General features: G+C 58.6%; 21 protein-coding genes and 1 tRNA gene. 12 read left to right on the top strand and 10 right to left on the bottom strand.

All coding sequences use genetic code 11. The features are described 5' to 3' along the window. Nucleotides 1-8 precede the first annotated feature (8 nt). From TR36_RS03355 to TR36_RS03345, 3 genes are read left to right on the top strand one after another with little or no spacing between them, the layout of a single operon-like run. On the top strand, nucleotides 9-557 hold the full coding sequence (locus TR36_RS03355; RefSeq protein WP_045387316.1) for a L,D-transpeptidase: 549 nt from the start codon (nucleotides 9-11) through the stop codon (nucleotides 555-557). Nucleotides 558-564: 7 nt separating this feature from the next. Continuing rightward, entirely contained in the window at nucleotides 565-1,224 is a 660-nt protein-coding gene (locus TR36_RS03350; protein ID WP_045387319.1) for a response regulator, read from the top strand. Beyond that, nucleotides 1,221-2,540: a sensor histidine kinase gene (locus tag TR36_RS03345; RefSeq protein WP_045387325.1), complete on the top strand. Its 1,320-nt coding sequence runs from the start codon at nucleotides 1,221-1,223 to the stop codon at nucleotides 2,538-2,540. The genes TR36_RS03350 and TR36_RS03345 overlap by 4 nt, the downstream gene beginning before the upstream one ends. Nucleotides 2,541-2,639: 99 nt before the next feature. On the opposite strand, the gene TR36_RS03340 is transcribed toward TR36_RS03345, so the two are convergent. Continuing rightward, nucleotides 2,640-7,190, bottom strand: a complete 4,551-nt coding sequence (locus TR36_RS03340) for a polysaccharide pyruvyl transferase family protein (protein ID WP_062762378.1) — start codon at nucleotides 7,188-7,190, stop codon at nucleotides 2,640-2,642. Between the two features lie 452 nt (nucleotides 7,191-7,642). After that, a tRNA-Ser gene (locus tag TR36_RS03335) sits at nucleotides 7,643-7,732 on the bottom strand. A 371-nt stretch (nucleotides 7,733-8,103) separates the two neighbouring features. Here TR36_RS03335 and TR36_RS03330 point away from each other — a divergent pair. Next, complete coding sequence (locus TR36_RS03330) at nucleotides 8,104-10,470, top strand: glucose/quinate/shikimate family membrane-bound PQQ-dependent dehydrogenase (protein WP_062762376.1); 2,367 nt, start codon at nucleotides 8,104-8,106, stop codon at nucleotides 10,468-10,470. Nucleotides 10,471-10,518: 48 nt separating this feature from the next. On the opposite strand, the gene TR36_RS16315 is transcribed toward TR36_RS03330, so the two are convergent. After that, nucleotides 10,519-10,647, bottom strand: coding sequence for a hypothetical protein (locus TR36_RS16315; protein WP_255357336.1), 129 nt, complete (start codon nucleotides 10,645-10,647; stop codon nucleotides 10,519-10,521). 83 nt (nucleotides 10,648-10,730) lie between these two features. Further along, on the bottom strand, nucleotides 10,731-11,231 hold the full coding sequence (locus tag TR36_RS03325) for a sigma-70 family RNA polymerase sigma factor (protein ID WP_045387331.1): 501 nt from the start codon (nucleotides 11,229-11,231) through the stop codon (nucleotides 10,731-10,733). A 101-nt stretch (nucleotides 11,232-11,332) separates the two neighbouring features. On the opposite strand from TR36_RS03325, the gene TR36_RS15705 reads away from it, so the two are divergent. From TR36_RS15705 to TR36_RS03315, 3 genes are all read left to right on the top strand, one after another. Then, the gene (locus tag TR36_RS15705; RefSeq protein ID WP_192841307.1) at nucleotides 11,333-11,494 is read left to right on the top strand and encodes a hypothetical protein; all 162 of its coding nucleotides are present in this window, start codon (nucleotides 11,333-11,335) and stop codon (nucleotides 11,492-11,494) included. 126 nt (nucleotides 11,495-11,620) lie between these two features. Beyond that, nucleotides 11,621-12,124 (top strand): YbjN domain-containing protein, encoded by a 504-nt coding sequence (locus tag TR36_RS03320; protein WP_045387334.1) that lies wholly within the window; start codon nucleotides 11,621-11,623, stop codon nucleotides 12,122-12,124. Nucleotides 12,125-12,184: 60 nt separating this feature from the next. After that, complete coding sequence (locus TR36_RS03315) at nucleotides 12,185-12,517, top strand: tRNA-binding protein (RefSeq protein ID WP_153010476.1); 333 nt, start codon at nucleotides 12,185-12,187, stop codon at nucleotides 12,515-12,517. A gap of 3 nt (nucleotides 12,518-12,520) precedes the next feature. Here TR36_RS03315 and TR36_RS03310 read toward each other — a convergent pair whose 3' ends face one another. Then, entirely contained in the window at nucleotides 12,521-12,892 is a 372-nt protein-coding gene (locus tag TR36_RS03310) for a MerR family transcriptional regulator (protein ID WP_045387339.1), read from the bottom strand. Nucleotides 12,893-12,979: 87 nt separating this feature from the next. Here TR36_RS03310 and TR36_RS03305 point away from each other — a divergent pair, with 87 nt between their 5' ends. The 5 genes from TR36_RS03305 to TR36_RS03285 all read left to right on the top strand — a co-directional run bounded on the left by TR36_RS03305 (nucleotide 12,980) and on the right by TR36_RS03285 (nucleotide 15,753). Further along, nucleotides 12,980-13,417, top strand: a complete 438-nt coding sequence (locus TR36_RS03305) for a PaaI family thioesterase (RefSeq protein ID WP_370553292.1) — start codon at nucleotides 12,980-12,982, stop codon at nucleotides 13,415-13,417. Beyond that, nucleotides 13,414-13,884 carry a PaaI family thioesterase gene (locus tag TR36_RS03300; RefSeq protein ID WP_045387342.1) on the top strand — a complete coding sequence of 157 codons (471 nt, stop codon included), beginning with the start codon at nucleotides 13,414-13,416 and terminating at the stop codon, nucleotides 13,882-13,884. The genes TR36_RS03305 and TR36_RS03300 overlap by 4 nt, the downstream gene beginning before the upstream one ends. A 97-nt stretch (nucleotides 13,885-13,981) precedes the next feature. Then, the gene (locus TR36_RS03295; protein WP_045387345.1) at nucleotides 13,982-14,602 is read left to right on the top strand and encodes a 50S ribosomal protein L25/general stress protein Ctc; all 621 of its coding nucleotides are present in this window, start codon (nucleotides 13,982-13,984) and stop codon (nucleotides 14,600-14,602) included. A 108-nt stretch (nucleotides 14,603-14,710) separates the two neighbouring features. Next, on the top strand, nucleotides 14,711-15,391 hold the full coding sequence (gene pth / locus TR36_RS03290; RefSeq protein ID WP_062762374.1) for an aminoacyl-tRNA hydrolase: 681 nt from the start codon (nucleotides 14,711-14,713) through the stop codon (nucleotides 15,389-15,391). Beyond that, complete coding sequence (locus TR36_RS03285) at nucleotides 15,388-15,753, top strand: DUF2237 family protein (protein WP_045387350.1); 366 nt, start codon at nucleotides 15,388-15,390, stop codon at nucleotides 15,751-15,753. The genes pth and TR36_RS03285 overlap by 4 nt, the downstream gene beginning before the upstream one ends. Before the next feature lie 39 nt (nucleotides 15,754-15,792). Here the strand turns inward: TR36_RS03285 and trpB are convergent, their stop codons facing one another. The 5 genes from trpB to rpsA all read right to left on the bottom strand — a co-directional run bounded on the left by trpB (nucleotide 15,793) and on the right by rpsA (nucleotide 20,185). Continuing rightward, nucleotides 15,793-17,025, bottom strand: a complete 1,233-nt coding sequence (gene trpB / locus TR36_RS03280) for a tryptophan synthase subunit beta (RefSeq protein WP_062762372.1) — start codon at nucleotides 17,023-17,025, stop codon at nucleotides 15,793-15,795. A gap of 56 nt (nucleotides 17,026-17,081) precedes the next feature. Further along, nucleotides 17,082-17,744 (bottom strand): phosphoribosylanthranilate isomerase, encoded by a 663-nt coding sequence (locus tag TR36_RS03275; protein ID WP_045387356.1) that lies wholly within the window; start codon nucleotides 17,742-17,744, stop codon nucleotides 17,082-17,084. Continuing rightward, on the bottom strand, nucleotides 17,745-18,107 hold the full coding sequence (locus TR36_RS03270) for a lipopolysaccharide assembly protein LapA domain-containing protein (RefSeq protein WP_052362431.1): 363 nt from the start codon (nucleotides 18,105-18,107) through the stop codon (nucleotides 17,745-17,747). Then, entirely contained in the window at nucleotides 18,097-18,378 is a 282-nt protein-coding gene (gene ihfB / locus TR36_RS03265; protein ID WP_045387358.1) for an integration host factor subunit beta, read from the bottom strand. The genes TR36_RS03270 and ihfB overlap by 11 nt, the downstream gene beginning before the upstream one ends. Nucleotides 18,379-18,505: 127 nt before the next feature. Beyond that, entirely contained in the window at nucleotides 18,506-20,185 is a 1,680-nt protein-coding gene (gene rpsA / locus TR36_RS03260) for a 30S ribosomal protein S1 (RefSeq protein WP_045387360.1), read from the bottom strand. Between the last annotated feature and the right edge of the window lie 87 nt (nucleotides 20,186-20,272).

Genomic DNA, 20,272 nt, shown 5'->3' with positions numbered 1-20,272 from the left:
GCCTCTTCATGACCCTTCCACGCCGCACCCTTCTGTTGACAGCGTTGGCAGCCCCCGCATTGCTGGCCACCCCCCTGCGCGCGCAGGTGCCGTCAACCCGAAGCAATATCTCCAGTTTTGCGATGCAAGATTGGCGCGACCATTTCGATTCCATCGGCAAGGGGGTAATCCTTGCCGATCTGACATCCCGCGCGGTGCACTACTGGGCACCCGATGGAACATACCGCCTTTATCCCAGCTCCATCCCCTTGACCGAGGAGCTGACACGCCGCGGCTATACCGAAATCGTGCGGAAACGGGTCGATCCGGATTGGCGGCCGACGGCGGACATGCTGCGCCGCGATCCGTCCCTGCCCGCCTATGTACCGCCAGGCCCGGAATGCCCGCTCGGAACCCGGGCGATGTATCTGTCATGGCCCGCCTATATCATCCACGGCACCCACGATACGCGCAAGATCGGCCGCCCTTCGTCCTCGGGCTGCGTAGGGCTTTACAACGAGCATGTAGAAGAGCTTTTTACCATGGCACAGGTCGGCACCAAGGTCCGGCTGTTCTGAGGATGCCATGCGGCTGCTGATCGTTGAGGATGACCCCATTCTGCAGGACGGGCTAAGCGTGGGGCTTGGCCTGTCCGGATTCACATCCGAAGCGGTGGAAACGCTGGCCGATGCCCGCCATGCGCTGGCTGCCGGCGGGTTCGACGGGGTTGTGCTGGACGTGATGCTGCCGGACGGCTCGGGCCTTGATCTACTGGCGGAATGGCGCGCACAGGGCATGACATTGCCCGTGCTGGTGCTGACCGCGCGCGATCAGGTCACGGAACGGATTGCCGGACTGGATCGGGGCGCGGATGACTACCTTGGAAAGCCTTTCGATCTGGAAGAACTTTCGGCACGCCTGCGCGCGATCCTGCGCCGTGCCGAAGGCCGGGCAGCGCCGGTTCTGGATTGGAACGGACTCAGCCTTGATCCGGCGCGCATGACGGGCAACCACAAGGGCACGAACCTGCGCTTTTCACATCGTGAGTTCACGCTGCTTCATGCCCTGATGGAACGGCCCGGGGTAATCCTGCCCAAATCCGCATTGGAAGAGCGGCTGTATGGCTGGCAGGAAGATATCGAAAGCAACACCGTTGAGGTGCATATCCACAAGCTGCGGGTAAAACTCGGGTCCGATTTTATCGAAACGGTGCGTGGCGTCGGGTATCGGCTGGCTACCGCATGATTTCGTTACGCCTGCGCATGTTCCTTCTGCTGCTTGCCGCGACCTGTGTGATCTGGGTGTCGGGGTTCGCATGGATACACCATTCCACGACCGCCAAGATGGACCATGTGCTGGACGCCCGTCTGGCCGAAGCGGCCCGCATGGTATCATCGCTGATTTCCGATCAGCGGATCGACGTGGAACATGCTGTTTCCATGGCTACGCAACCTAACCCTGCCGACGGCTATTCCCGGCAGCTTTCCTGCCAGATATGGCGGCTGGATGGCGCGCGTATCGCAGGTTCGGCCGATGCGCCCCAGCTTCAGCTGGCGCAGGATGACGGCTTCGGGACCAATGTCGTCGATGGAACGGCATGGCGCGTCTATTCCATCGTGAATGCCGAACGCGGAGTCCGTGTGATGGTCGGAGACAGCATTGCCCTGCGCAACGGCCTGATCTCGGATGTGACGCGCGGGCTGATCCTGCCATCGCTGGCAATCCTGCCTATTCTGGCGGGGTTGATCTGGCTGGGGCTCAGTCAGGGATTACGGCCCCTGCACCGTCTGGCTGGCGATCTTTCGGCGCGGAATGCCGATGATCTGCGCCCGCTGAACCGCCCCCTTCCCCCCGAGCTGTCCCCTATCCGCAGTGCGATGAACGATCTGTTCATCCGGGTAGAGGAGGCACGGGAACGCGAAAGGACATTCACGGCCTTTGCCGCGCATGAATTGAAGACACCGCTGGCAGGATTGAAAACCCAATCGCAAATCGCCCTTCGTGGCAATGATGCGCAGCGGGCCCGTGCATTGGCCCAGATAGAGCAAAGCGTCGCAAGGTCTGACCGCCTTGTGCGCCAACTGCTGGACATGATGGCTGTCGATGCCCGCCAAGCGGGTACGGACTGTGCGGCGCTCTCCGCGATCGTGCAGGACTGTGTGGACGCAACGGCGATGCTTGCCACGGATATGGAGGTGACGGTAGAGGTGGGCGATATTCCCGCAATCCGCCAGGACCGTCTGCTTCTGGGTGCAGCCCTGCGAAACCTGCTTGAAAACGCGGTCCATGCCTCCCCCAAGGGCGGCACCGTAACGATAAACGCCGGTCCGCATTGGATCGAGGTGGAGGATACCGGAACAGGCATCAACCCTGATGACCGCGCGCGGATCACCGAACGCTTCTATCGCGGTTCACACCCGAAACCGGGCGGAAGCGGTCTGGGGCTTTCAATCGCAAACGCGGCCATGGAGCGGCTGGGTGGGCGGTTGACACTGCGCCCGGCCAAAGGCGGCGGCGAACGTGCCATTCTGGATTGGGGCCAACCTGCAGCCCGCCGCTGATCCGCAAACATATGACCCGGCGATGCGCCCGAACCCGATACGGGCATCGCAGGGTGAACCTGCCCCCCGCGCAAGCAAAATATTTCTGGTCCAGCAGGCCTATTGCCTGATCTGCGTCGGTCCACCCGGCAAAATACGGGCAAGGAAATTGATATCGACCTCTCCGCTTGCAAGCCTGTTTTTCACCCAGATGATCATGGGGCGAATGGCTGCAATCTGCTCATCCACCACGGTCCGCTTTGCAGGCGCCTCAAGAGCCTGCATGACCGCGCTTTGCACCTTGTCCGATTGCTTGCGCGAATTTGTTACCGCCGACAGAAGGCGCAGCGTAGGACGCATGCGGCGCATGAACCGCCTGTTGTCATCCTGTTCTTTCCAGATGGTCAGGCTCCGCCCGCGCGACCGTTCGCGAAGGATCTGCACCAGCATTTCGGCAATGGAGCTTTCGGCCTGAATGCGGGGGCGGACAAAGGGAATCGCCTTATCGTCCGCCATATCTTGCATCACCATGCGGAATTTGACTGCCTTCTGCTTGTGATTGAAACCGCCGCTTTGCGTTCTGGCGGCAATATCGTTGGAAACCACCTTGGCCTCCAGCTCTCCGGTCTGGATGCCGTTCAGGATGATATTATCCGCAAGCCGCGTCCGGGTGATGATTACGCTGTTGCCCATTCCGTCCTGCTTGTATTCCGGCAGCCAGGCATCGCCCAAGGAAATATCGGCCAGTTCGGTCATGACATCGGTGCAGAAATCGCAGGCTTTGGATTTGAACAGTCCGGTTCCCCACATGTCCCCCAACTTCTGCATGCGGACACGGTGTTCTTCCCCGCGCAGATCCTTTGCCGCGAATATATAATCGCTCGACAGGCTTTTAGGGTTCTTCACGCGGTATTCGGCATCGGTATAGCCATCCCGGATGCCGGTGCTTTGCGCCAGAAAATCGGTATAGAAATGGCTTTTCAGCCCACCACAGATGATACCGGCAAGAAACGGGATCTTTTCTTTCAGTTCCGGATGGTAATGCTGCTTCAGCCGGATCGCCTTCAGAAAACAGGCCACGCCGGAAACCGCCACGCGGCCTTCGATGTTTTCAATCATGGAAAACAGATGTTCCATCGTGACCGGAAAATACCGTGTCTTCGACATGGTTTTCACATCTTCGGTCTTCTGGAAGGCCCGGTAGGCGTAATAGCCATCCGGGGTTTTGCGCACCACGAACAGCCAGTCCACAACCCCCTTTTCCAGCAGCTTGTCGAACACATAGGTTGCAATTCCCCCCGAAGAGGATGTGGGCCTGAATGCCTTGCTGTATCCGACATATGTGCCAAGAAACCGCCCCAACCGTGCATCCGTCCGGTCCGCCTCGGGCAGAAAGATCTCGGCCAGCGCATCTTCGTCCTGAACGGCCTTTTCGGGGGCAGGATTGAAGGGGCAGACACGGATGGCATTGTCGGGAATGGCCTTGCCTGTGGCCCGAGGTTCCAGAAAACCGTTTTTCGTCCAGCCCATCTTGAGCGCGCCATCCGCCTCGGACACGCAAACACCGCAGCCCGTGCACTGGACATTCAGCGGATGCTTTTCCTCAGTCATGGTGGCCGCAGCGGGCGCGGCATGCGTTGCAGCGGTCGCAGGTGTGGGCAACGCACCGGTGTTGCGCACCTCGGGCGCCGGGATGGATGCAGGGCTGCTTTTCCGGCCTCCACCGCCCCCATCGCCGCCGGGCTGGTCGGACAGCGCATCCACCAGGAACCTGACCGATTTTTCGCGCAGTGCCGCAAGGCGTTGGTTGACCGCGGGCCAGTCGATCGGAAGCAGCAGCCGATCGACATCCACCTCGTCCGATTTCACCACGATCCGGTCTTCCAGACCGACAGCCTTCAACAACGACTTGAAGCGGGCAAGGCCCCGTTCGGCATTGCCATAGGCCACAAAAGGCCGGTTGAAGATGATGGAAAATGCCACGCCGTGGAACGAATCCGTGACCACATAGGCGGCGTTGCGGAAGGCAGCCAGCCACCCTTCGACAGATTTGTCCCCGCCTTTCGACTTCAACGGATCGGCCGATTCAAAAGGCAGTCCGCTGGTTGTTACAGGATCGATCGACAGCGTTTCCGAAATGCGGTTGATGACATCCAGCTTGTCGGGGGTCGCATCCAGCACATAGGTTAGCAGATGATTGCCTGCTGCTGTTCTCTGCTCTTCGGACAACAGCTCGGCGTAATCATCCCGCGTCAGCAGCATGGTCGGGTCCAGAACATGCTGTGCCTCGACCCCGAACATTTCCCTGCACATATCGACGGCACAATCCTCACGGACTGCAACAGCGTCGAAAGATTGCAGCAGCGGCGTTGCCATGGCCTTTTCCGAGCGACTGTATTCGTCATGCTCGCTGCCAAAAGATGCCGCGTAGGAAATCCGTTTTACAGGGCGCTTTGTCCCTTCAAGGAAATTCAGGAAGAAGTCGCTTAAAATATCGCGGGAATATTTGGGGCGCCAAACCTGGTCGCTTCCGACAATAACCGCGTCCAGTTCATATCGGTCGATATGCCTGTTCATCGCAAAGCTCGAATAGAACTGGCGGGAAATAGGCGTCATATGCTCTTCGACAAAAACGCGGTTCGGAACGTTCTTGCCCAATCCGATATTGGACGAATAAAGCGGAATTGCCGCATCCAGTGCCAGATCCTCGGGGGTCTTGCTCGGTTCCGCCTTGCTGTTACGCCGGTTCAGCAAAACAGGGCGGTGACCAAGCCCCCTGAGGGTTTTCATCAGGGCGAATGCCTGAAGATTGCCGCCGTAGTTGCGGTTCATCGGCAGGGTCATGATGCCGATCTGCTTGGATGCCGAAGAGGCAGGCGACACCGGTTCCGAGATATCCAGAGCCGGGGCTTCGGATGGCAGGGGCGCAACCGCAGCAGGTGCTACCGCCATTTCCTTCTGAAGAGCCGGGGGTGGAACCACCTGCGACAGATCCAGATCCAGCGTCTCACGCAACAGCTTGGCCACCAGCGGACCGGATGGGCCACTGTCCTCGATATCCTCCAGCTTGGACATCAGATCGTCCGGCCGGTCGATGTTCAGAAGAATGGCGCGGGGGTTTGCCTCTACGAATTCCCGCAGCTTCAGCCGCGGATCCTCGACCTTCCCTGCCGCGATCAGCGCCTCGACTTCGGCAGCGGTCTCGGTGCCGTTGAAAACCTCGCGAAGTGCGGGCTTTCCGTTCTGCGATTGCAAAACATATTTTGCCTTGGTCTTTGCGATATAGCCCGGGTAATCGGCCAGCAGGTTCTCATCATCACGCGTCACCACGACCAGATGCTCTTCGTCTAGCGGCCAGTCGTCCTTCGCGTTGGTAACCGTATAATTGTAGAACCACCGGATCAGAAGGCTCGCCTCCTTGTCCTCGTCCGCCTGCGTTCGCTTCATGGCTTCGATCAGGTTGGTGATGGGACGGGCCCCGAACTTCTTCTCGGGCAGGAACATCACCTTGTCCTGCGGTGCCTTCTTCGACATCCGCCACGCAACACCCGACCCTATGGCCGTGCCGGCATCGGTGATAGTCAGTAGCGTGGAATGGGGCACATCCCCGTCGATCAGTTTATCCGTCTTGACCACCGGTGACATCTGCTTGACCAGCTCACGGGACCGCAGAGCATCCTCCTCGGTCAGTTCGCCACTCGTGCTTTTCTTCAGAATGCCGCGAAGGGTCTGAACATCCGGGTTCGCGAGAATATTCTCAAGCTTCGCAAAGCGGTTCGCCACGGATCTGCGGTGCAACTCGGCCAGAACAGGGTCCGCAAACAGACGGTCGCGCTCCTCCACAAAGCCTGACACGTTGTCGGCGACCACCAGATCGGACACATCATTATAGTCGGCGTTGCGCCAGTAATCGATTCCATGGCGGCTCGAATTCATCAGGCCATCACCACGAAAGATTTTCAGCAGATATTCATCAAGGCTCTTGATCATGAAGTGCGCGACTTCGGCCAGATCACGATGGATCGTCTGCCGACCGCCATTCCACGTCAGACCCACAGGATCTAACGGCTGCCCGCCCGCATCGATCCATGACGAATTCGCAGGGGATTCAACAGGCTTTCCCCCTTTCATCAGGGGCTTCGGGAAATGGATCGCCAATCGCAGATTGTCCGAGTTGCGGAACAGCGTCTTGACCCCGACCTTGGGCCTGGCAGAGGCATCCATCGACTGCGTGAACCGCTCGATTACCGGGCGATCCTGAAATTCAGCATTATGCGACGATCCGAACATCCGCCACGGAATGACCATCATGTCGCTCGACTTGTCCTGCATCACGTCAAGCAGGACATCCAGCGTATGCGGGGCGCGCTTCACTACCAGAAACTCGTCCGCGTCCAGAACCATGACGAAATCGGCCGACTTCACCTCGGGTGTCGTATTCGCGATTTTCAACGCACGCGAATGGGGTTTGGCCCCCACCGGAACCTCGTTCTCATAATACGAAATCGCCCCCATCTCATGCAGCCGCAAAAGCATCTCATGGGTGCCGTCGGTACAGTCATTGGCCAGCAGGACGACCTTGTCGAACCCCAGCGCCCGATGGTAGGCCACCCATTCGATCACATAGGGTGCTTCGTCTTTCATTGAGGTGACGACGGTCGATATAGACATGGAAGTCCCACTCTTACAGTTTCATGCGATAAACAGACAGATTTCGGTCGAAATAACGACTTACACCGATCATCTGCCTCTGAAGTCTGACAGAAATCACACCAGAAAATAGAGTTACGGCATACATCGTCGGGCGGTACACTTCCACGTTATACACGCCCCCCACACTTCGCAAGAAGCCTAACCAAATCCAGAAACTAACCCTTTTTCCAGCATTCGCCGCAGGATCTGCTGCGTAGAAAAGCAGCGTGGACCTTATGGATCGGACAACTGAAAAAGTTTCACCAGGCAATACATTGTTGAAATGATTATTGCCGGGTTATTGCCAATTTTTAATACGGGCTTTGCGACGGCAATATAACGGCACATCAAATTGGCGAAAGTGCGTTACTGAATTTAGGCATACGATCAGCCCGCCGCAACAGAATGTATCGGCAATCTCAAAAGTAAGGTGGCGGAGACGAAGGGATTCGAACCCTCGAGACCCTTCCGGGCCTGCACCCTTAGCAGGGGTGTGCCTTCGACCACTCGGCCACATCTCCGCAGACGCGTATATTGCCCGCGCCACAAAGTGACAAGTGCTTTTCGACAAACAGGGGCAATCGGGCGCCGCTCCCTGCAATGTCGGTTTCGGGCACGGGTCAGCATCATCTGCCGGACCCGGAAAATGATCGGGTTGGCTACAAAGCTCCGCCTCATGATCCTGTTACATAGGGGTCGGATGCCTATCAGGTATCCGCACCATACCCGATCACTGCATGACAATGCGTCATTTCCACCCAAGAAAATCCCCTCCGATGTCAGAAATTTTCGTCGCGGGGTGTGTTTGGGGGATAATTGCGATAAATTTTGATCAAGAAGTTATCACATGAGGGAACCACATACCCTCGGGAACCGAAAAAGGGGCAGCGACGTGATTGCATTCACCGTACTCATATTCGGATTGGCGGCACTCGCGCTGACGATCCTCGGCGCGTGGCTTGCGCTGTTAGGCGGCTCTCCCGCTTATCTGATTCTGGCGCTCGCATTCTGGCTGACGACATATCTTCTGGCAAAGCGGCGCGCGTCCGCCCTGACCGTATTTGCCCTGACCATAATAGGCTGGCTGATATTTGCGGTCTCACAGGTCGGGTTCTTCTGGTGGGGACTGGTGCCCTATGGCGGCATCGTCGTGTTGCTGGGCATCTGGCTGTGGCTGCCGTTCGTTCGCAATCGTCTATGGACCTATGGGCTGGCGCAATCCGATACCCCCAACCGCACACCGGGCCTGCCGATCGCCCTTTCGGTTCTGGTGGCCGTTGTGGTGGCTGTCTATTCGATGTTCCAAGACCCTCACGATGTTGCTGGCAATCTCCCGACCCAGATCGTCAACGAGGCCCCGTCAACCGGAAACAGCATTCCCGATGGCGAATGGCATCAATACGGCCGCACCAATTTCGGACAACGCTGGTCTCCGCTGGCTGAAATCACCCCCGCGAACATTAAGGATCTGACAGAGGCCTGGCGCTATCAGACAGGGGATGTGAAGCTTCCGAACGACGTGGGTGAAACCACCTACCAGGTGACACCGCTGAAGGTCGGCAACAAGCTCTACATCTGCACCCCGCACAACCTTGCCATCGCACTGGACGCAAAAACCGGTGAAGAAATCTGGCGCTATAACGCGCAGTCGGGCATGAACCCCGATCGCCAGCACCAGACCTGCCGCGGCGTAACCTATTGGGACACGCGGAGCCAGCAACCCGAACCACCGGCACAGACGGCTGATACCGCCTGCATCACCCGCGTGTACATGCCGACGGCGGATGCGCGCCTGATCGCGCTTGATGCCGAAACGGGGGAGGTTTGCACCAGCTTTGCCGACAACGGGACGCTGCACCTTGAACGGGGAATGCCCTACAACCCCGCAGGCTATTACTACTCCACCTCCCCGCCCAGCGCGGTCGACGGCAAGCTGATCATCGGCGGCGCGGTCAATGACAACTTCTCGATCTTTTCCCCTTCGGGCGTGATCCGCGCGTTCGACATCAACACCGGGGAATTGCTCTGGAACTGGGACAGCGGCAATCCGGAGGAAACGGCGCCGATCAACATCGATCAAGGCGAAACCTATACCGCCAATTCGCCCAACAGCTGGTCCGTCTTCTCGGTCGATGAGGAACGAGGGCTGATCTACATTCCCCTGGGCAACCAGGTGCCTGACCAACTGGGCATGGGCCGCTCCGACGCGGTAGAAGAGCATTCGTCCTCTATCGTGGCCCTTGATATCAATGACGGGCAGAAACGCTGGGTTTTCCAGACTGTCCATCATGATCTGTGGGACATGGATGTTCCGGCCCAGCCCGTTCTGGTGGATCTGACAATTGACGGGGCGAGTGTTCCCGCATTGGTCGGCCCCACCAAACAGGGCGATATCTATGTGCTGAACCGGGAAACGGGCGAACCCATCCTGCCCGTGACAGAACAGCCTGCACCCGGTGGCACGATCCCCGAGGATTTCTCCGCTCCGACGCAGCCCGTATCAGCGCTGAGCTTCAATCCCGAGCCCCTGCGTGAATCCGACATGTGGGGCATGTCGATCTTTGACCAGCTGATGTGCCGGATCGAATTCAACCGGTTGAACTACGAAGGTCGCTACACTCCGCCTTCGCTGAATGGATCGCTGATCTATCCGGGGAACTTCGGTGTGTTCAACTGGGGTTCGATCGCAGTGGACCCGGAACGTCAGGTGATGTTCGGTATGCCCACCTATCTGGCCTTTACCTCGCGGCTGGTGCCACGCGCCGACATTCCGCCCAAGGATGCCGGTGCCACGGCCAGCGAACAGGGCCTGAACCGCAACGACGGCGCCCCCTACGGTGTCGTCATGGGACCGTTCCTCAGCAAGCTTGGAATTCCCTGTCAGGCGCCACCTTGGGGCTATGTTGCAGGGGCCGATGTCACCACGGGTGATATCGCATGGAAGCACAAGAACGGCACCGTACGCGACATGACCCCCCTTCCCCTCCCCTTCGAGCTGGGGGTGCCGGGTATCGGCGGGCCGATGATCACCAAGGGGGGCGTTGCCTTTCTCGGGGCGGCGGTGGACGATTACCTGCGCGGATACGATCTGACCACGGGCGAGGTTCTGTGGAAGGCACGGCTTCCGGCAGGCGGACAATCGACCCCCATGACCTATGAACAGGACGGTCGCCAGTATGTCCTGATCGTGGCGGGTGGCCATGGTTCTGTCGGCACCAAACCGGGCGATTACGTGATCGCCTACACCCTGCCCCAATAAGAAAAAGGGCGCCCGTCGGGGCGCCCTTTTTTCATCCGGTCCGGCAGATCAGCCGATCCAGGCAAGAACCACGCCGGCCAGAACCGCAACCACGGCAATCAGGCAGATATAGGGTACACTCATACGATCGGGGCATTCCCCTTCGGCGCGATATTGATGGTCTGGTCGTGACAGCATGGTATCCTCTCCCTTATGCCTGCTGGTCCTGCGGCGCTTCGTTGTGTTGGATTGTCTCTCTTCCGACATGTCCGCTCATCGTTTCATAGCGCATCAACGCCCAGATCCTCGATCACCATCTGACGCGCACGGTTAACACGACTTTTAACAGTGCCGACTGCGCAGTCACAGATCGTCGCGGCCGTCTCGTAACTTTCCCCCAACATCACCACCAGGATCAGCATTTCCCGGTAGCGCGACGGCAGACGTTCCACGGCGGCCATCAGCTCTTGCCCCCGAATATACCATTCCTGATCGCCTGCGGATACAGGTATCACCGAAACGCAGTCATCTCCGGCGGTGCTTTCACGCGCGCGCACCTTTGCCGCAGTAAAAAAGGTGTTCCGCATGATGGTGAAAAGCCACGCACGTAGTTGTGTTCCTTGCTGAAACTTATCGGTATTGCCAAGCGCCTTGACCAATGTGTCCTGCACAAGATCATCTGCATCTGTGGCATTTTTGCAAAGCGCACGCGCATAAGCACGCAAGGGGGGAATTAGGGTCAGGACATCAGGAACGATGGCATCATCGCCGCGATTATTCATGCCATCCCCCCTTCACTGTCGGTTGATACAGGTCCAACTCAGGGTTTATGCTTTGGTTCCCGCCCGGCGCGGATCGAATGGAATAATCGGGGATCGGACCAATGCAGACCACGGATATCGCCCTGAACACGGTCGATGACGATCTTGAAGCAATTGGAGAGCGGATTCTGGCAACGATTGCGCAGGAAACCGTACCGGACGAAATTCTGAGTCTTACCGAGCGGTTACAAGAGTTATTGACATTTGCGTCCACAGGCGGATGATTTTTATCCCCAAGAGATTCGCATTCCATCGCGTTTTGCGGATTCACATATGCCATCCCCAAATCTAGTATGATTCGCACACGTCCACCGCATCCTCGTGGTGGCGTAATCCTGAAGGGGCGTTTCATGTCGATGCTGGACACCAACTTGGTCGATGCCGACCTCCACCCGATCGATGCGGTGGAAAGTGTGGCACAAGCCAAGGACTGGTCGTTCGACCGGCTGAATGACGACCGCATCGCCCTGACCGTTACCGGCCTGTGGCGTACCTATTCCCTGACCCTTGCGTGGTCTGCCGCAGATGAAACGCTGCGTCTGATCTGCACGTTCGAAATGGACCCGCCAAAGGCCCGGCGGGGCATGCTGTATGATCTGCTGAACCGCGTGAATGACAGCGTCTGGTGCGGCTGCTTCTCGTATTGGACAGAACAGAAAATGATGGTCTGGCGGTACGGGTTGCTGCTGTCCGGCGGTCAGACCGTAGGGCCGGAACAGATCGAGCGGCTGATGCATGACGCGGTTTCCGCGGCCGAGCGTTTCTACCCCGCGTTCCAACTGGTCGCTTGGGGCAACACGCCCCCCGCACAGGCGATCCATATCGCCATTGCCGAAACCTATGGGCGCGCCTGACGATATTCTTTGCAGCCTGACGGATGCCCGCCTGACCAACCACGACGGGGATATATGCAGATGATTACCTATGATGAATTTGCCGCGGTCGATATCCGGGTGGGACGCATCACGCGGGCCGAACCCTATCCTGAGGCCCGCAAGCCGGCGCTGAAGCTCTGGATTGATTTCGGGGCGGAGATCGGGGAAAAGCGGTCCTCTGCCCAGCTTGTCGCGCATTATACGGCAGATGCGTTAGTCGGCCGTCAGGTTCTGGCCGTGGTCAACTTTCCACCCCGGCAGATCGGCAAGGTCATGTCGGAGGTGCTTGTTCTGGGGGTGCCGGATGCCAAGGGGGATGTGGTTCTGGTCGGCCCCGATCAAGTCGTACCAGCCGGTGCGCGGTTATTCTGATCGCTATTCGGCGTTTTTCGATATAGATGCCGCGCGCAGTTCGCGCAGATCCGCAATTGCAATATCCAGAAGCGCGCGCTGGTTCTCCAACTCCTCCAGCTTGCGATCTGCCAGTTTCACCAGACTTTTCTTCTGCTCTTCATCGCCCTGCTGGGCCGATGTGATCAACCATTGACGGATTTCCTCCAAGGAAAAGCCGAACCGCTTGCCCCGCAGGATCACCTCCATGCGCCGCACCTCGGCATCACCGTAAAATCGCATCCGGCCTTCTTTATGCGGAACGAGCAATTCGATGTATTCGTAGTATCGCAATGTGCGCGGGGTTACCTGAAATTTGGCACACATCTCTTTGAAGTTAAGCATAGGCTCGCCCATAAACGCATCCGACCAAGTAATATAGCATGCAACGCGCGATCAGCAATTCAGCTTGCTGCGGTTTCGACAGGAGCATAAACTTTGCTGATGGACCTCTCGAACCGCTCCAAAGAATTCGTCGCCGCCATTCCACATTGCGCAGCGCTCGGCATCCATGTGGTGGATACGGCAAATGCCGCCGTCACGCTGGGCTTGCCCTATGATGTGCGCCTGGTGGGTGATCCGGCAACAGGCGTTATTGCAGGCGGCGCCGTATCCGTCCTGATGGATACGGCCGCAGGGGCCGCCGTCATGGCCCATCCCGACGCCCACGGCCTGACTGCCACGATCGATCTGCGGATCGACTACATGCGCTCCGCCACGCCCGGCCAGCGCATCATTGCCCGGGCAGAATGCCATCATGTCACGACCCATGTCGCCTTTGTCCGCGCTTTTGCCTACGATGAGGATGAAACCCGCCCTGTCGCCATCGCCAATGGGACATTCACAGTCATCCGTGCGCAGCCATCCGGGACAGAAGCATGATGTATGAACCTGTCGAGGTTATCCGCGCACGGCGCGACGCCGCATTGGCCGATCTGGTGCGCAGCGTCCCCTATCTGAACGTGCTGGGCATCAAATTCGACCGGCGCGGAGACGAGTTGACCGCGATCCTGCCCTTTGCCCCATCGCTTATCGGTGTTCCAACCCCGCCCGCCATCCATGGTGGCGCTACGGCGGCATTTCTGGAAAGCGCAGCCCTGATAGAGCTGGCATGGTCCAGCAGCTGGGCCAGAATCGAGGCGGGAGAGGAGATGCCCCGCCTGCCCCGTACCATCAACCTGACCGTGGATTACCTGCGCCCCGGCCTTCCCCGGGATGCCTATGCACGCGCGCGGATCAACCGCTTCGGTCGCCGTTATGCCAGTGTCCACGTGGAGGCATGGCAGGATAACCGCGCCCGCCTGTTCGCGCAGGCCACAGGCCATTTCCTGATGCCCGAAGGCGCCTGAAAAAACCTTTCCTTTTTCTGGTATATCCAGTATACGCGCGCCTTCGACCCCGCTCACCCTTGGAGGACGGGGCGTTTCATATATGGAGAATTTACCAATGGCAAAAGAGATCCCAGATCTTCAGGCCGTGGTGCGGACGGGGACAGGCAAGGGGGCCGCTCGTCAAGCACGCCGTGAGGGCTATGTGCCCGGCATCGTTTATGGAGACGGTAAAGAGCCGCTTTCCATCAACATGAACTACAACTACCTGTTGAAGAAGCTGAAGCAGGGCCGGTTCCTGTCCACGCTGTTCAACCTGAAAGTTGAAGGCGAAGACGACGTTCGCGTCATCTGCCGTGGCGTTCAGCGCAACGTGGTCAAGGATCTTCCGACCCACGTCGATTTCATGCGTTTGCGTCGCACCAGCCGCATCAAACTGTTCATCCACGTTGACTTCGAAAACCACGATGCAGCACCCGGCCTGAAAAAAGGCGGCACGCTGGTTGTCGTGCGTAACGAAGTTGAACTGGAAGTTCTGGCTTCGGACATCCCTGATCACCTGACGGTCGACCTGACCGGCAAACAGATCGGCGACGTGATCCACATCCAGGACATCGAACTGCCCAAAGGCGTGAAGCCGGTCATCGACCGCAACTTCGTCGTTGCCAACATCTCGGCTCCGTCGGGCCTGCGCTCGGAAGAGAATGCAGAAGAAGGTGAAGACGCAGCAGAGGCATAAGCCTTTCGCACTTCATGAAAGGGCGCGCGGGTTCCGCGCGCCCTTTTGCATGGCGCGGTTGCGCCCGCCCCGCCAGCCCTGATACATTCGCCCCAAACGGAGGCGCGGATGAAACTGATGGTCGGTCTGGGAAACCCGGGCGCGAAATATGCCGCAAACCGGCACAATATCGGCTTCATGGCCGTAGAACGGATTGCCGAGGATCACGGATTTTCGCCGTGGCGAAAAGGCTTTCAAGGGCAGGTCAGCGAAGGCCGCCTGGGCTCCGAGAAAGTGGCCCTGCTGAAGCCGGACACCTTCATGAACCTGTCCGGCCAATCCGTTGGTGAGGCCATGCGCTTCTGGAAGATGGCGCCGGCAGATGTCATCGTCTTTCATGACGAGTTGGATCTGGCCCCCGGCAAGCTGCGCCTCAAAACGGGTGGCGGGCATGCAGGCCACAACGGCTTGCGATCGATCCATGCGCATATCGGTGAGGAATATGACCGCGTCCGGATGGGAATAGGCCACCCGGGGCACAAGGATCGTGTGGCGGGATATGTGCTGTCCGATTTCGCCAAGGCCGAGGCCGATTGGCTGGATGATGTCCTGCGCGGCATTTCCGACGGCGCGAGATCACTTGCCGCAGGTGAAGGTGCAAAGTTCCTGAATGCCGTCGCGCTGCGTGTCTCGCCTTCCCGTCCCTCTACCGGCACGGGAAGGCCTGCAAACCCGCCCCCCACCGCCACACCGGCCCCTGCCGAAGATACACGCACCCCGATGCAGAAACTGATGGAGCGGTTCAAATGATGGAACCATCGCGCAACGTCCTTGGCGGCCCGCTGAAAACATGTTCGCTTGATCCGGTCACAGGGTTCTACCGCAACGGCTGCTGTGACACCGGCCCGTCGGATGTGGGCCGCCATACCGTCTGCGCCATCATGACGGCAGAGTTTCTGGCCCTGTCTCGCTATCTGGGAAATGACCTGACCACACCGCGGCCCGAGTATGGTTTTACGGGGTTGAAACCGGGTGATCAGTGGTGCCTTTGCGCAGCGCGTTTTCTGCAGGCACATGAAGAAGGGGCAGCGCCGAAGGTGCATCTTGAGGCAACCCATCTGAACACCTTGTCAGTGGTTACCCTGGATATTCTGAAACAATACGCCGTATAAGACAAAGCCCCGATCCTGTTGAAGGATCGGGGCTTTTCATCAGATTTTCATATCGAACCCGAGGTGTTTGGCCACGGTGAAGATATCCTTGTCCCCCCGACCACACATGTTCATCACGATGATATGGTCCTCGGGCAGATCAGGTGCGATCTTCATCACATGGGCCAAGGCATGGCTCGGCTCCAGCGCGGGAATGATCCCCTCCATCGCACAGCACAGCTGGAAGGCCTCAAGCGCTTCCTTATCGGTGATGGATACGTATTCCGCGCGCTTGGTTTCATGCAGCCAGGCATGCTCGGGGCCGATGCCCGGATAATCCAGACCGGCCGAGATGGAGAACCCTTCCAAAATCTGGCCGTCATCATCCTGCAGCAGGTAGGTACGATTGCCGTGCAGCACCCCGGGGCGGCCGCCGGTCAGGCTGGCACTGTGCTGCATCGTCTCGTCAACACCCTTGCCACCCGCTTCGACGCCGATGATCCGCACCGAAGGGTCATCAAGGAACGGATGGAACAGCCCCATCGCATTCGATCCACCGCCGATTGCAGCGATTACGGTATCAGGCAGACGTCCCTCACCTTCCTGCTGGGCCAACTGCCAGCGAACCTCCTTGCCGATGATCGACTGGAAATCCCGGACCATTGCCGGATAGGGGTGCGGACCGGCTACTGTGCCGATGCAATAGAAGGTATCGCGTACGTTGGTAACCCAGTCCCGCAGCGCGTCGTTCATCGCGTCCTTCAGCGTCCCGCGACCCGAGGTGACCGGAACCACCTCTGCGCCCAGAAGACGCATGCGGAAAACGTTGGGGGCCTGCCGCTCCACATCATGTGCGCCCATATAGACCACACACTTCAGGCCGAACTTGGCGCAAACAGTTGCCGTGGCCACACCATGCTGGCCGGCACCAGTTTCTGCGATGATGCGCGTCTTGCCCATACGACGGGCAAGAATGATCTGCCCCAGCACGTTGTTGATCTTATGCGCGCCAGTATGGTTCAGTTCGTCCCGCTTCAGATAGATCTTGGCACCGCCCAGATGCTTCGTCAGACGATCCGCGTAATACAACGGCGATGGGCGACCGACATAATGCGTCCAGAGATCGTCCATTTCCGCCCAGAATTCGGGATCGGTCTTGGCGAATTCATACCGCTCCTGCAATTCAAGGATCAGGGGCATCAGCGTTTCCGATACAAAGCGGCCGCCGAAAATACCGAAGCGTCCCTGTTCATCGGGGGCGTTCATGAAGCTGTTGATGCCGTTCTCGGCCATGCCGCGTCTCCTGCTGGGGTCGGTTCGGGATATACCCGTTGGCGCGCGCGGTAAAGTCAGCGCAGCCTTGGTATTGGCGGTGCCATTGCCGCACGGGCAAAGGCCGCGATCTTGCCATGATCCTTGATGCCCCGGACAGATTCCACCCCCGAGGATACATCGACCTGACGGGCATTGGTCAGCCGGATCGCTTCGGCCACGTTTTCCGCCGAGAGGCCGCCTGCCAGCATCCACGGCTTCAACCAGCGCCGCTGTGCGACCAGCCGCCAATCGAATGAAAGACCGTTGCCGCCGGGCAGATCGGCGTTCTTCGGCGGCTTGGCATCGATCAACAGCTGATCGGCGACAAGGCTCATTTCCATAAGGCCGGCCAGATCCCCTTCGTCGGCCACGCCGATTGCCTTCATGACAGGCAAACCGAAACGGGCACGGATTTCGGCAACCCGCTCCGGAGTTTCGGAACCATGCAGCTGCAGCATGTCCAAAGGCACCTCGGCCACCAAGGCATCCAGATCATCATCACTTGCATCGACAACAAGGGCAACCTTGGCCAGCCCGACGGGTGCCGCCAATGCCACGTCCCGCGCCGTCTGCAAATCCAGATTCCGTGGCGATGGCGGATAGAACACCAGCCCAGCGTAATGCGCCCCCGCCTTGGCGACAACCAGCATGTCCTCGGGCGTTTTCAGCCCGCAGATCTTGACACGTATGGCCGACATTCAGCCCGCCTTACGATCCAGAAGTGCCAGAATTTCGTCCTTTGGCGGGTCTTTCCGCAAAGTCGCAAGCTCGGCATGTAGCTTCTGGTTCTCACGCTGGCTTTCGATGGCCGTTGCACGGATCCGGTGTTCGCGCAGGAACTCCCAGATGAAACCGATCAGCAGGCCAAGCGCGGCGGCCACCAGAATGACAAGGAACAACGGCAGTTGCAGCGACCAGTCCCACCCCAGAAATGATCCGACGCTTTGCGGCAGCAGGCTGATCGTCACCATACCACGGTTGGCAATGGCAACGCCCAACAGGATCAGAGCCAGAATAACCAGAACGACAATGCGAACGGCCCGCATGACCTTAGCGCCCATTCAAACGATCCCTCAGCAGTTTCCCCGTCTTGAAGAACGGGACATTCTTGTCGTCAACCTTGACCGCCTCACCCGTGCGCGGGTTACGGCCCGTACGGGCATCCCGCGCCTTGACGGAAAATGCGCCGAAACCGCGCAGTTCCACACGATCCCCGCGCGACAGCGCCTCGGTGATTTCGTCAAAGACGGTATGGACGATCCGCTCCACATGACGCTGTGTCAAATGCGGATTCTCTTCAGCAATCTTCTGGATCAGCTCTGATCGGATCATGTCCCCCCCGGTCTCTTAAAGGGTTGCGTGTATTTTCGGATATAGGGCAGTTTACCCGAGAAAACAAACATCAATGCAAAAAGGCCCCGTGCGACTGCACGGGGCCTTTTCAACAATTCAGGATCGCTTAGCTACGGTCTTTGAGAGCCGCGCCGAGGATGTCGCCCAAGGACGCACCGGAATCCGACGAGCCATACTGCTCTACGGCTTCTTTCTCTTCCGCGATCTCGCGGGCCTTGATCGACAGACCCAGACGACGGGTTTTGCTGTCCACGTTCGTTACGCGGGCATCAACCTTGTCACCAACCTGGAAACGCTCGGGGCGCTGGTCGGCACGGTCACGGGCCAGATCCGAACGACGGATGAAGGCTTTCATCTGGTTGTACTCAACCTCGATGCCGCCATCTTCGATCGCAGTCACTTCACAAGTCACGATCGAACCGCGCTTCACGCCGTCAACCGCATCGGAGAAGGTGTCTTCGCCCAGAGCTTTGACCGAGAGCGAGATACGCTCTTTCTCGACGTCCACTTCGGTGACAGCGGCCTGAACCACGTCGCCCTTGCGGTAGTTCTGGATCGCATCTTCGCCGCGCTGGTCCCACGACAGGTCGGACAGGTGAACCATGCCGTCGATGTCGTTGTCGAGGCCAACGAACAGACCGAATTCGGTGATGTTCTTGACTTCGCCCTCGATGGCCGTGCCAACGGGGTGGGTTTCAGCAAATACTTCCCACGGGTTGCGCATGGTCTGCTTCAGACCCAGCGAAACACGACGCTTGGAGCTGTCGATTTCCAGAACCATCACGTCAACCTCTTGCGAGGTGGAGACGATCTTGCCGGGGTGTACGTTCTTCTTGGTCCAGCTCATTTCCGAAACGTGGACAAGACCTTCGACACCGGCTTCCAGCTCTACGAATGCGCCGTAATCGGTGATGTTGGTTACGCGGCCCTTGTGGACCGAACCCAGCGGGTACTGGATCTCGACAGCGTCCCACGGATCCGACTGCAGCTGCTTCATGCCGAGGCTGATGCGGTGCGTGTCCTTGTTGATCTTGATGACCTGAACCTTGACCGTTTCACCGATCGCAAGGATCTCGGACGGGTGGTTCACACGACGCCAAGCCATGTCGGTCACGTGCAGCAGGCCGTCTACGCCGCCCAGATCAACGAACGCACCGTATTCGGTGATGTTCTTGACCACGCCGTCAACAGTCTGGCCTTCGTGCAGCGCCGAGATGACTTCGGCACGCTGTTCGGCGCGCGACTCTTCAAGGATGGCACGACGCGATACAACGATGTTGCCGCGACGACGGTCCATTTTCAGGATCTGGAACGGCTGCTTCAGACCCATCAGCGGGCCGGCATCACGCACGGGGCGCACGTCAACCTGCGAACCCGGCAGGAACGCAACAGCGCCGCCCAGATCGACAGTGAAGCCGCCTTTGACGCGACCAAAGATCGCACCATCGACGCGAGCTTCCGAAGCGTATGCTTTTTCCAGACGGTCCCACGCTTCTTCACGGCGGGCTTTCTCACGGCTGATGACAGCCTCGCCACGCGCGTTTTCAACGCGGTCCAGATAAACCTCGACTTCGTCGCCGACATTGATGTCGGGCGTTTCGCCGGGGTTTGCGAATTCTTTAAGATCAACGCGGCCTTCCATCTTGTAGCCGACGTCGATGATGGCCTGCCCCGCTTCAATAGCGATGACCTTGCCTTTGACAACCGAACCTTCGTCCGGGGTGTCGATCTCGAAGCTTTCCTTCAGAAGGGCTTCAAATTCGTCCATAGTAGCTTTAGCGCACATGCGTAAACAGTTTCCTTTACATTTTTATACGGGCCAGGTGGTTGTCTCCACCGGTCTTTTCGACAGGGCCGCGCGGAATATGCAAAG

This window comes from Falsirhodobacter sp. alg1 (genome assembly GCF_000739715.2).
Taxonomy (GTDB): Bacteria; Pseudomonadota; Alphaproteobacteria; order Rhodobacterales; family Rhodobacteraceae; genus Falsirhodobacter.
The sequence above is the reverse complement of the archived record's forward strand: the minus strand, read 5'-3'. Positions and strand labels throughout refer to the sequence as shown.

Excerpts from the sequence above, each read along its gene's own strand:
- TR36_RS03325 (WP_045387331.1), bottom strand. The coding sequence starts at position 11,231 with ATGAATAATCGCGGCGATGATGCCATCGTTCCTGATGTCCTGACCCTA.
- pth (WP_062762374.1), top strand. The coding sequence starts at position 14,711 with ATGAAACTGATGGTCGGTCTGGGAAACCCGGGCGCGAAATATGCCGCA.
- TR36_RS03320 (WP_045387334.1), top strand. The coding sequence starts at position 11,621 with ATGTCGATGCTGGACACCAACTTGGTCGATGCCGACCTCCACCCGATC.
- rpsA (WP_045387360.1), bottom strand. The coding sequence starts at position 20,185 with ATGTGCGCTAAAGCTACTATGGACGAATTTGAAGCCCTTCTGAAGGAA.
- TR36_RS03295 (WP_045387345.1), top strand. The coding sequence starts at position 13,982 with ATGGCAAAAGAGATCCCAGATCTTCAGGCCGTGGTGCGGACGGGGACA.
- TR36_RS03270 (WP_052362431.1), bottom strand. The coding sequence starts at position 18,107 with ATGGGCGCTAAGGTCATGCGGGCCGTTCGCATTGTCGTTCTGGTTATT.
- TR36_RS03350 (WP_045387319.1), top strand. The coding sequence starts at position 565 with ATGCGGCTGCTGATCGTTGAGGATGACCCCATTCTGCAGGACGGGCTA.
- TR36_RS16315 (WP_255357336.1), bottom strand. The coding sequence starts at position 10,647 with ATGCTGTCACGACCAGACCATCAATATCGCGCCGAAGGGGAATGCCCC.
- TR36_RS03300 (WP_045387342.1), top strand. The coding sequence starts at position 13,414 with ATGATGTATGAACCTGTCGAGGTTATCCGCGCACGGCGCGACGCCGCA.
- trpB (WP_062762372.1), bottom strand. The coding sequence starts at position 17,025 with ATGGCCGAGAACGGCATCAACAGCTTCATGAACGCCCCCGATGAACAG.
- TR36_RS03275 (WP_045387356.1), bottom strand. The coding sequence starts at position 17,744 with ATGTCGGCCATACGTGTCAAGATCTGCGGGCTGAAAACGCCCGAGGAC.
- TR36_RS03310 (WP_045387339.1), bottom strand. The coding sequence starts at position 12,892 with ATGGGCGAGCCTATGCTTAACTTCAAAGAGATGTGTGCCAAATTTCAG.
- TR36_RS03285 (WP_045387350.1), top strand. The coding sequence starts at position 15,388 with ATGATGGAACCATCGCGCAACGTCCTTGGCGGCCCGCTGAAAACATGT.
- TR36_RS03345 (WP_045387325.1), top strand. The coding sequence starts at position 1,221 with ATGATTTCGTTACGCCTGCGCATGTTCCTTCTGCTGCTTGCCGCGACC.
- TR36_RS03355 (WP_045387316.1), top strand. The coding sequence starts at position 9 with ATGACCCTTCCACGCCGCACCCTTCTGTTGACAGCGTTGGCAGCCCCC.
- TR36_RS03305 (WP_370553292.1), top strand. The coding sequence starts at position 12,980 with ATGGACCTCTCGAACCGCTCCAAAGAATTCGTCGCCGCCATTCCACAT.
- ihfB (WP_045387358.1), bottom strand. The coding sequence starts at position 18,378 with ATGATCCGATCAGAGCTGATCCAGAAGATTGCTGAAGAGAATCCGCAT.
- TR36_RS03315 (WP_153010476.1), top strand. The coding sequence starts at position 12,185 with ATGATTACCTATGATGAATTTGCCGCGGTCGATATCCGGGTGGGACGC.
- TR36_RS15705 (WP_192841307.1), top strand. The coding sequence starts at position 11,333 with ATGCAGACCACGGATATCGCCCTGAACACGGTCGATGACGATCTTGAA.
- TR36_RS03340 (WP_062762378.1), bottom strand. The coding sequence starts at position 7,190 with ATGTCTATATCGACCGTCGTCACCTCAATGAAAGACGAAGCACCCTAT.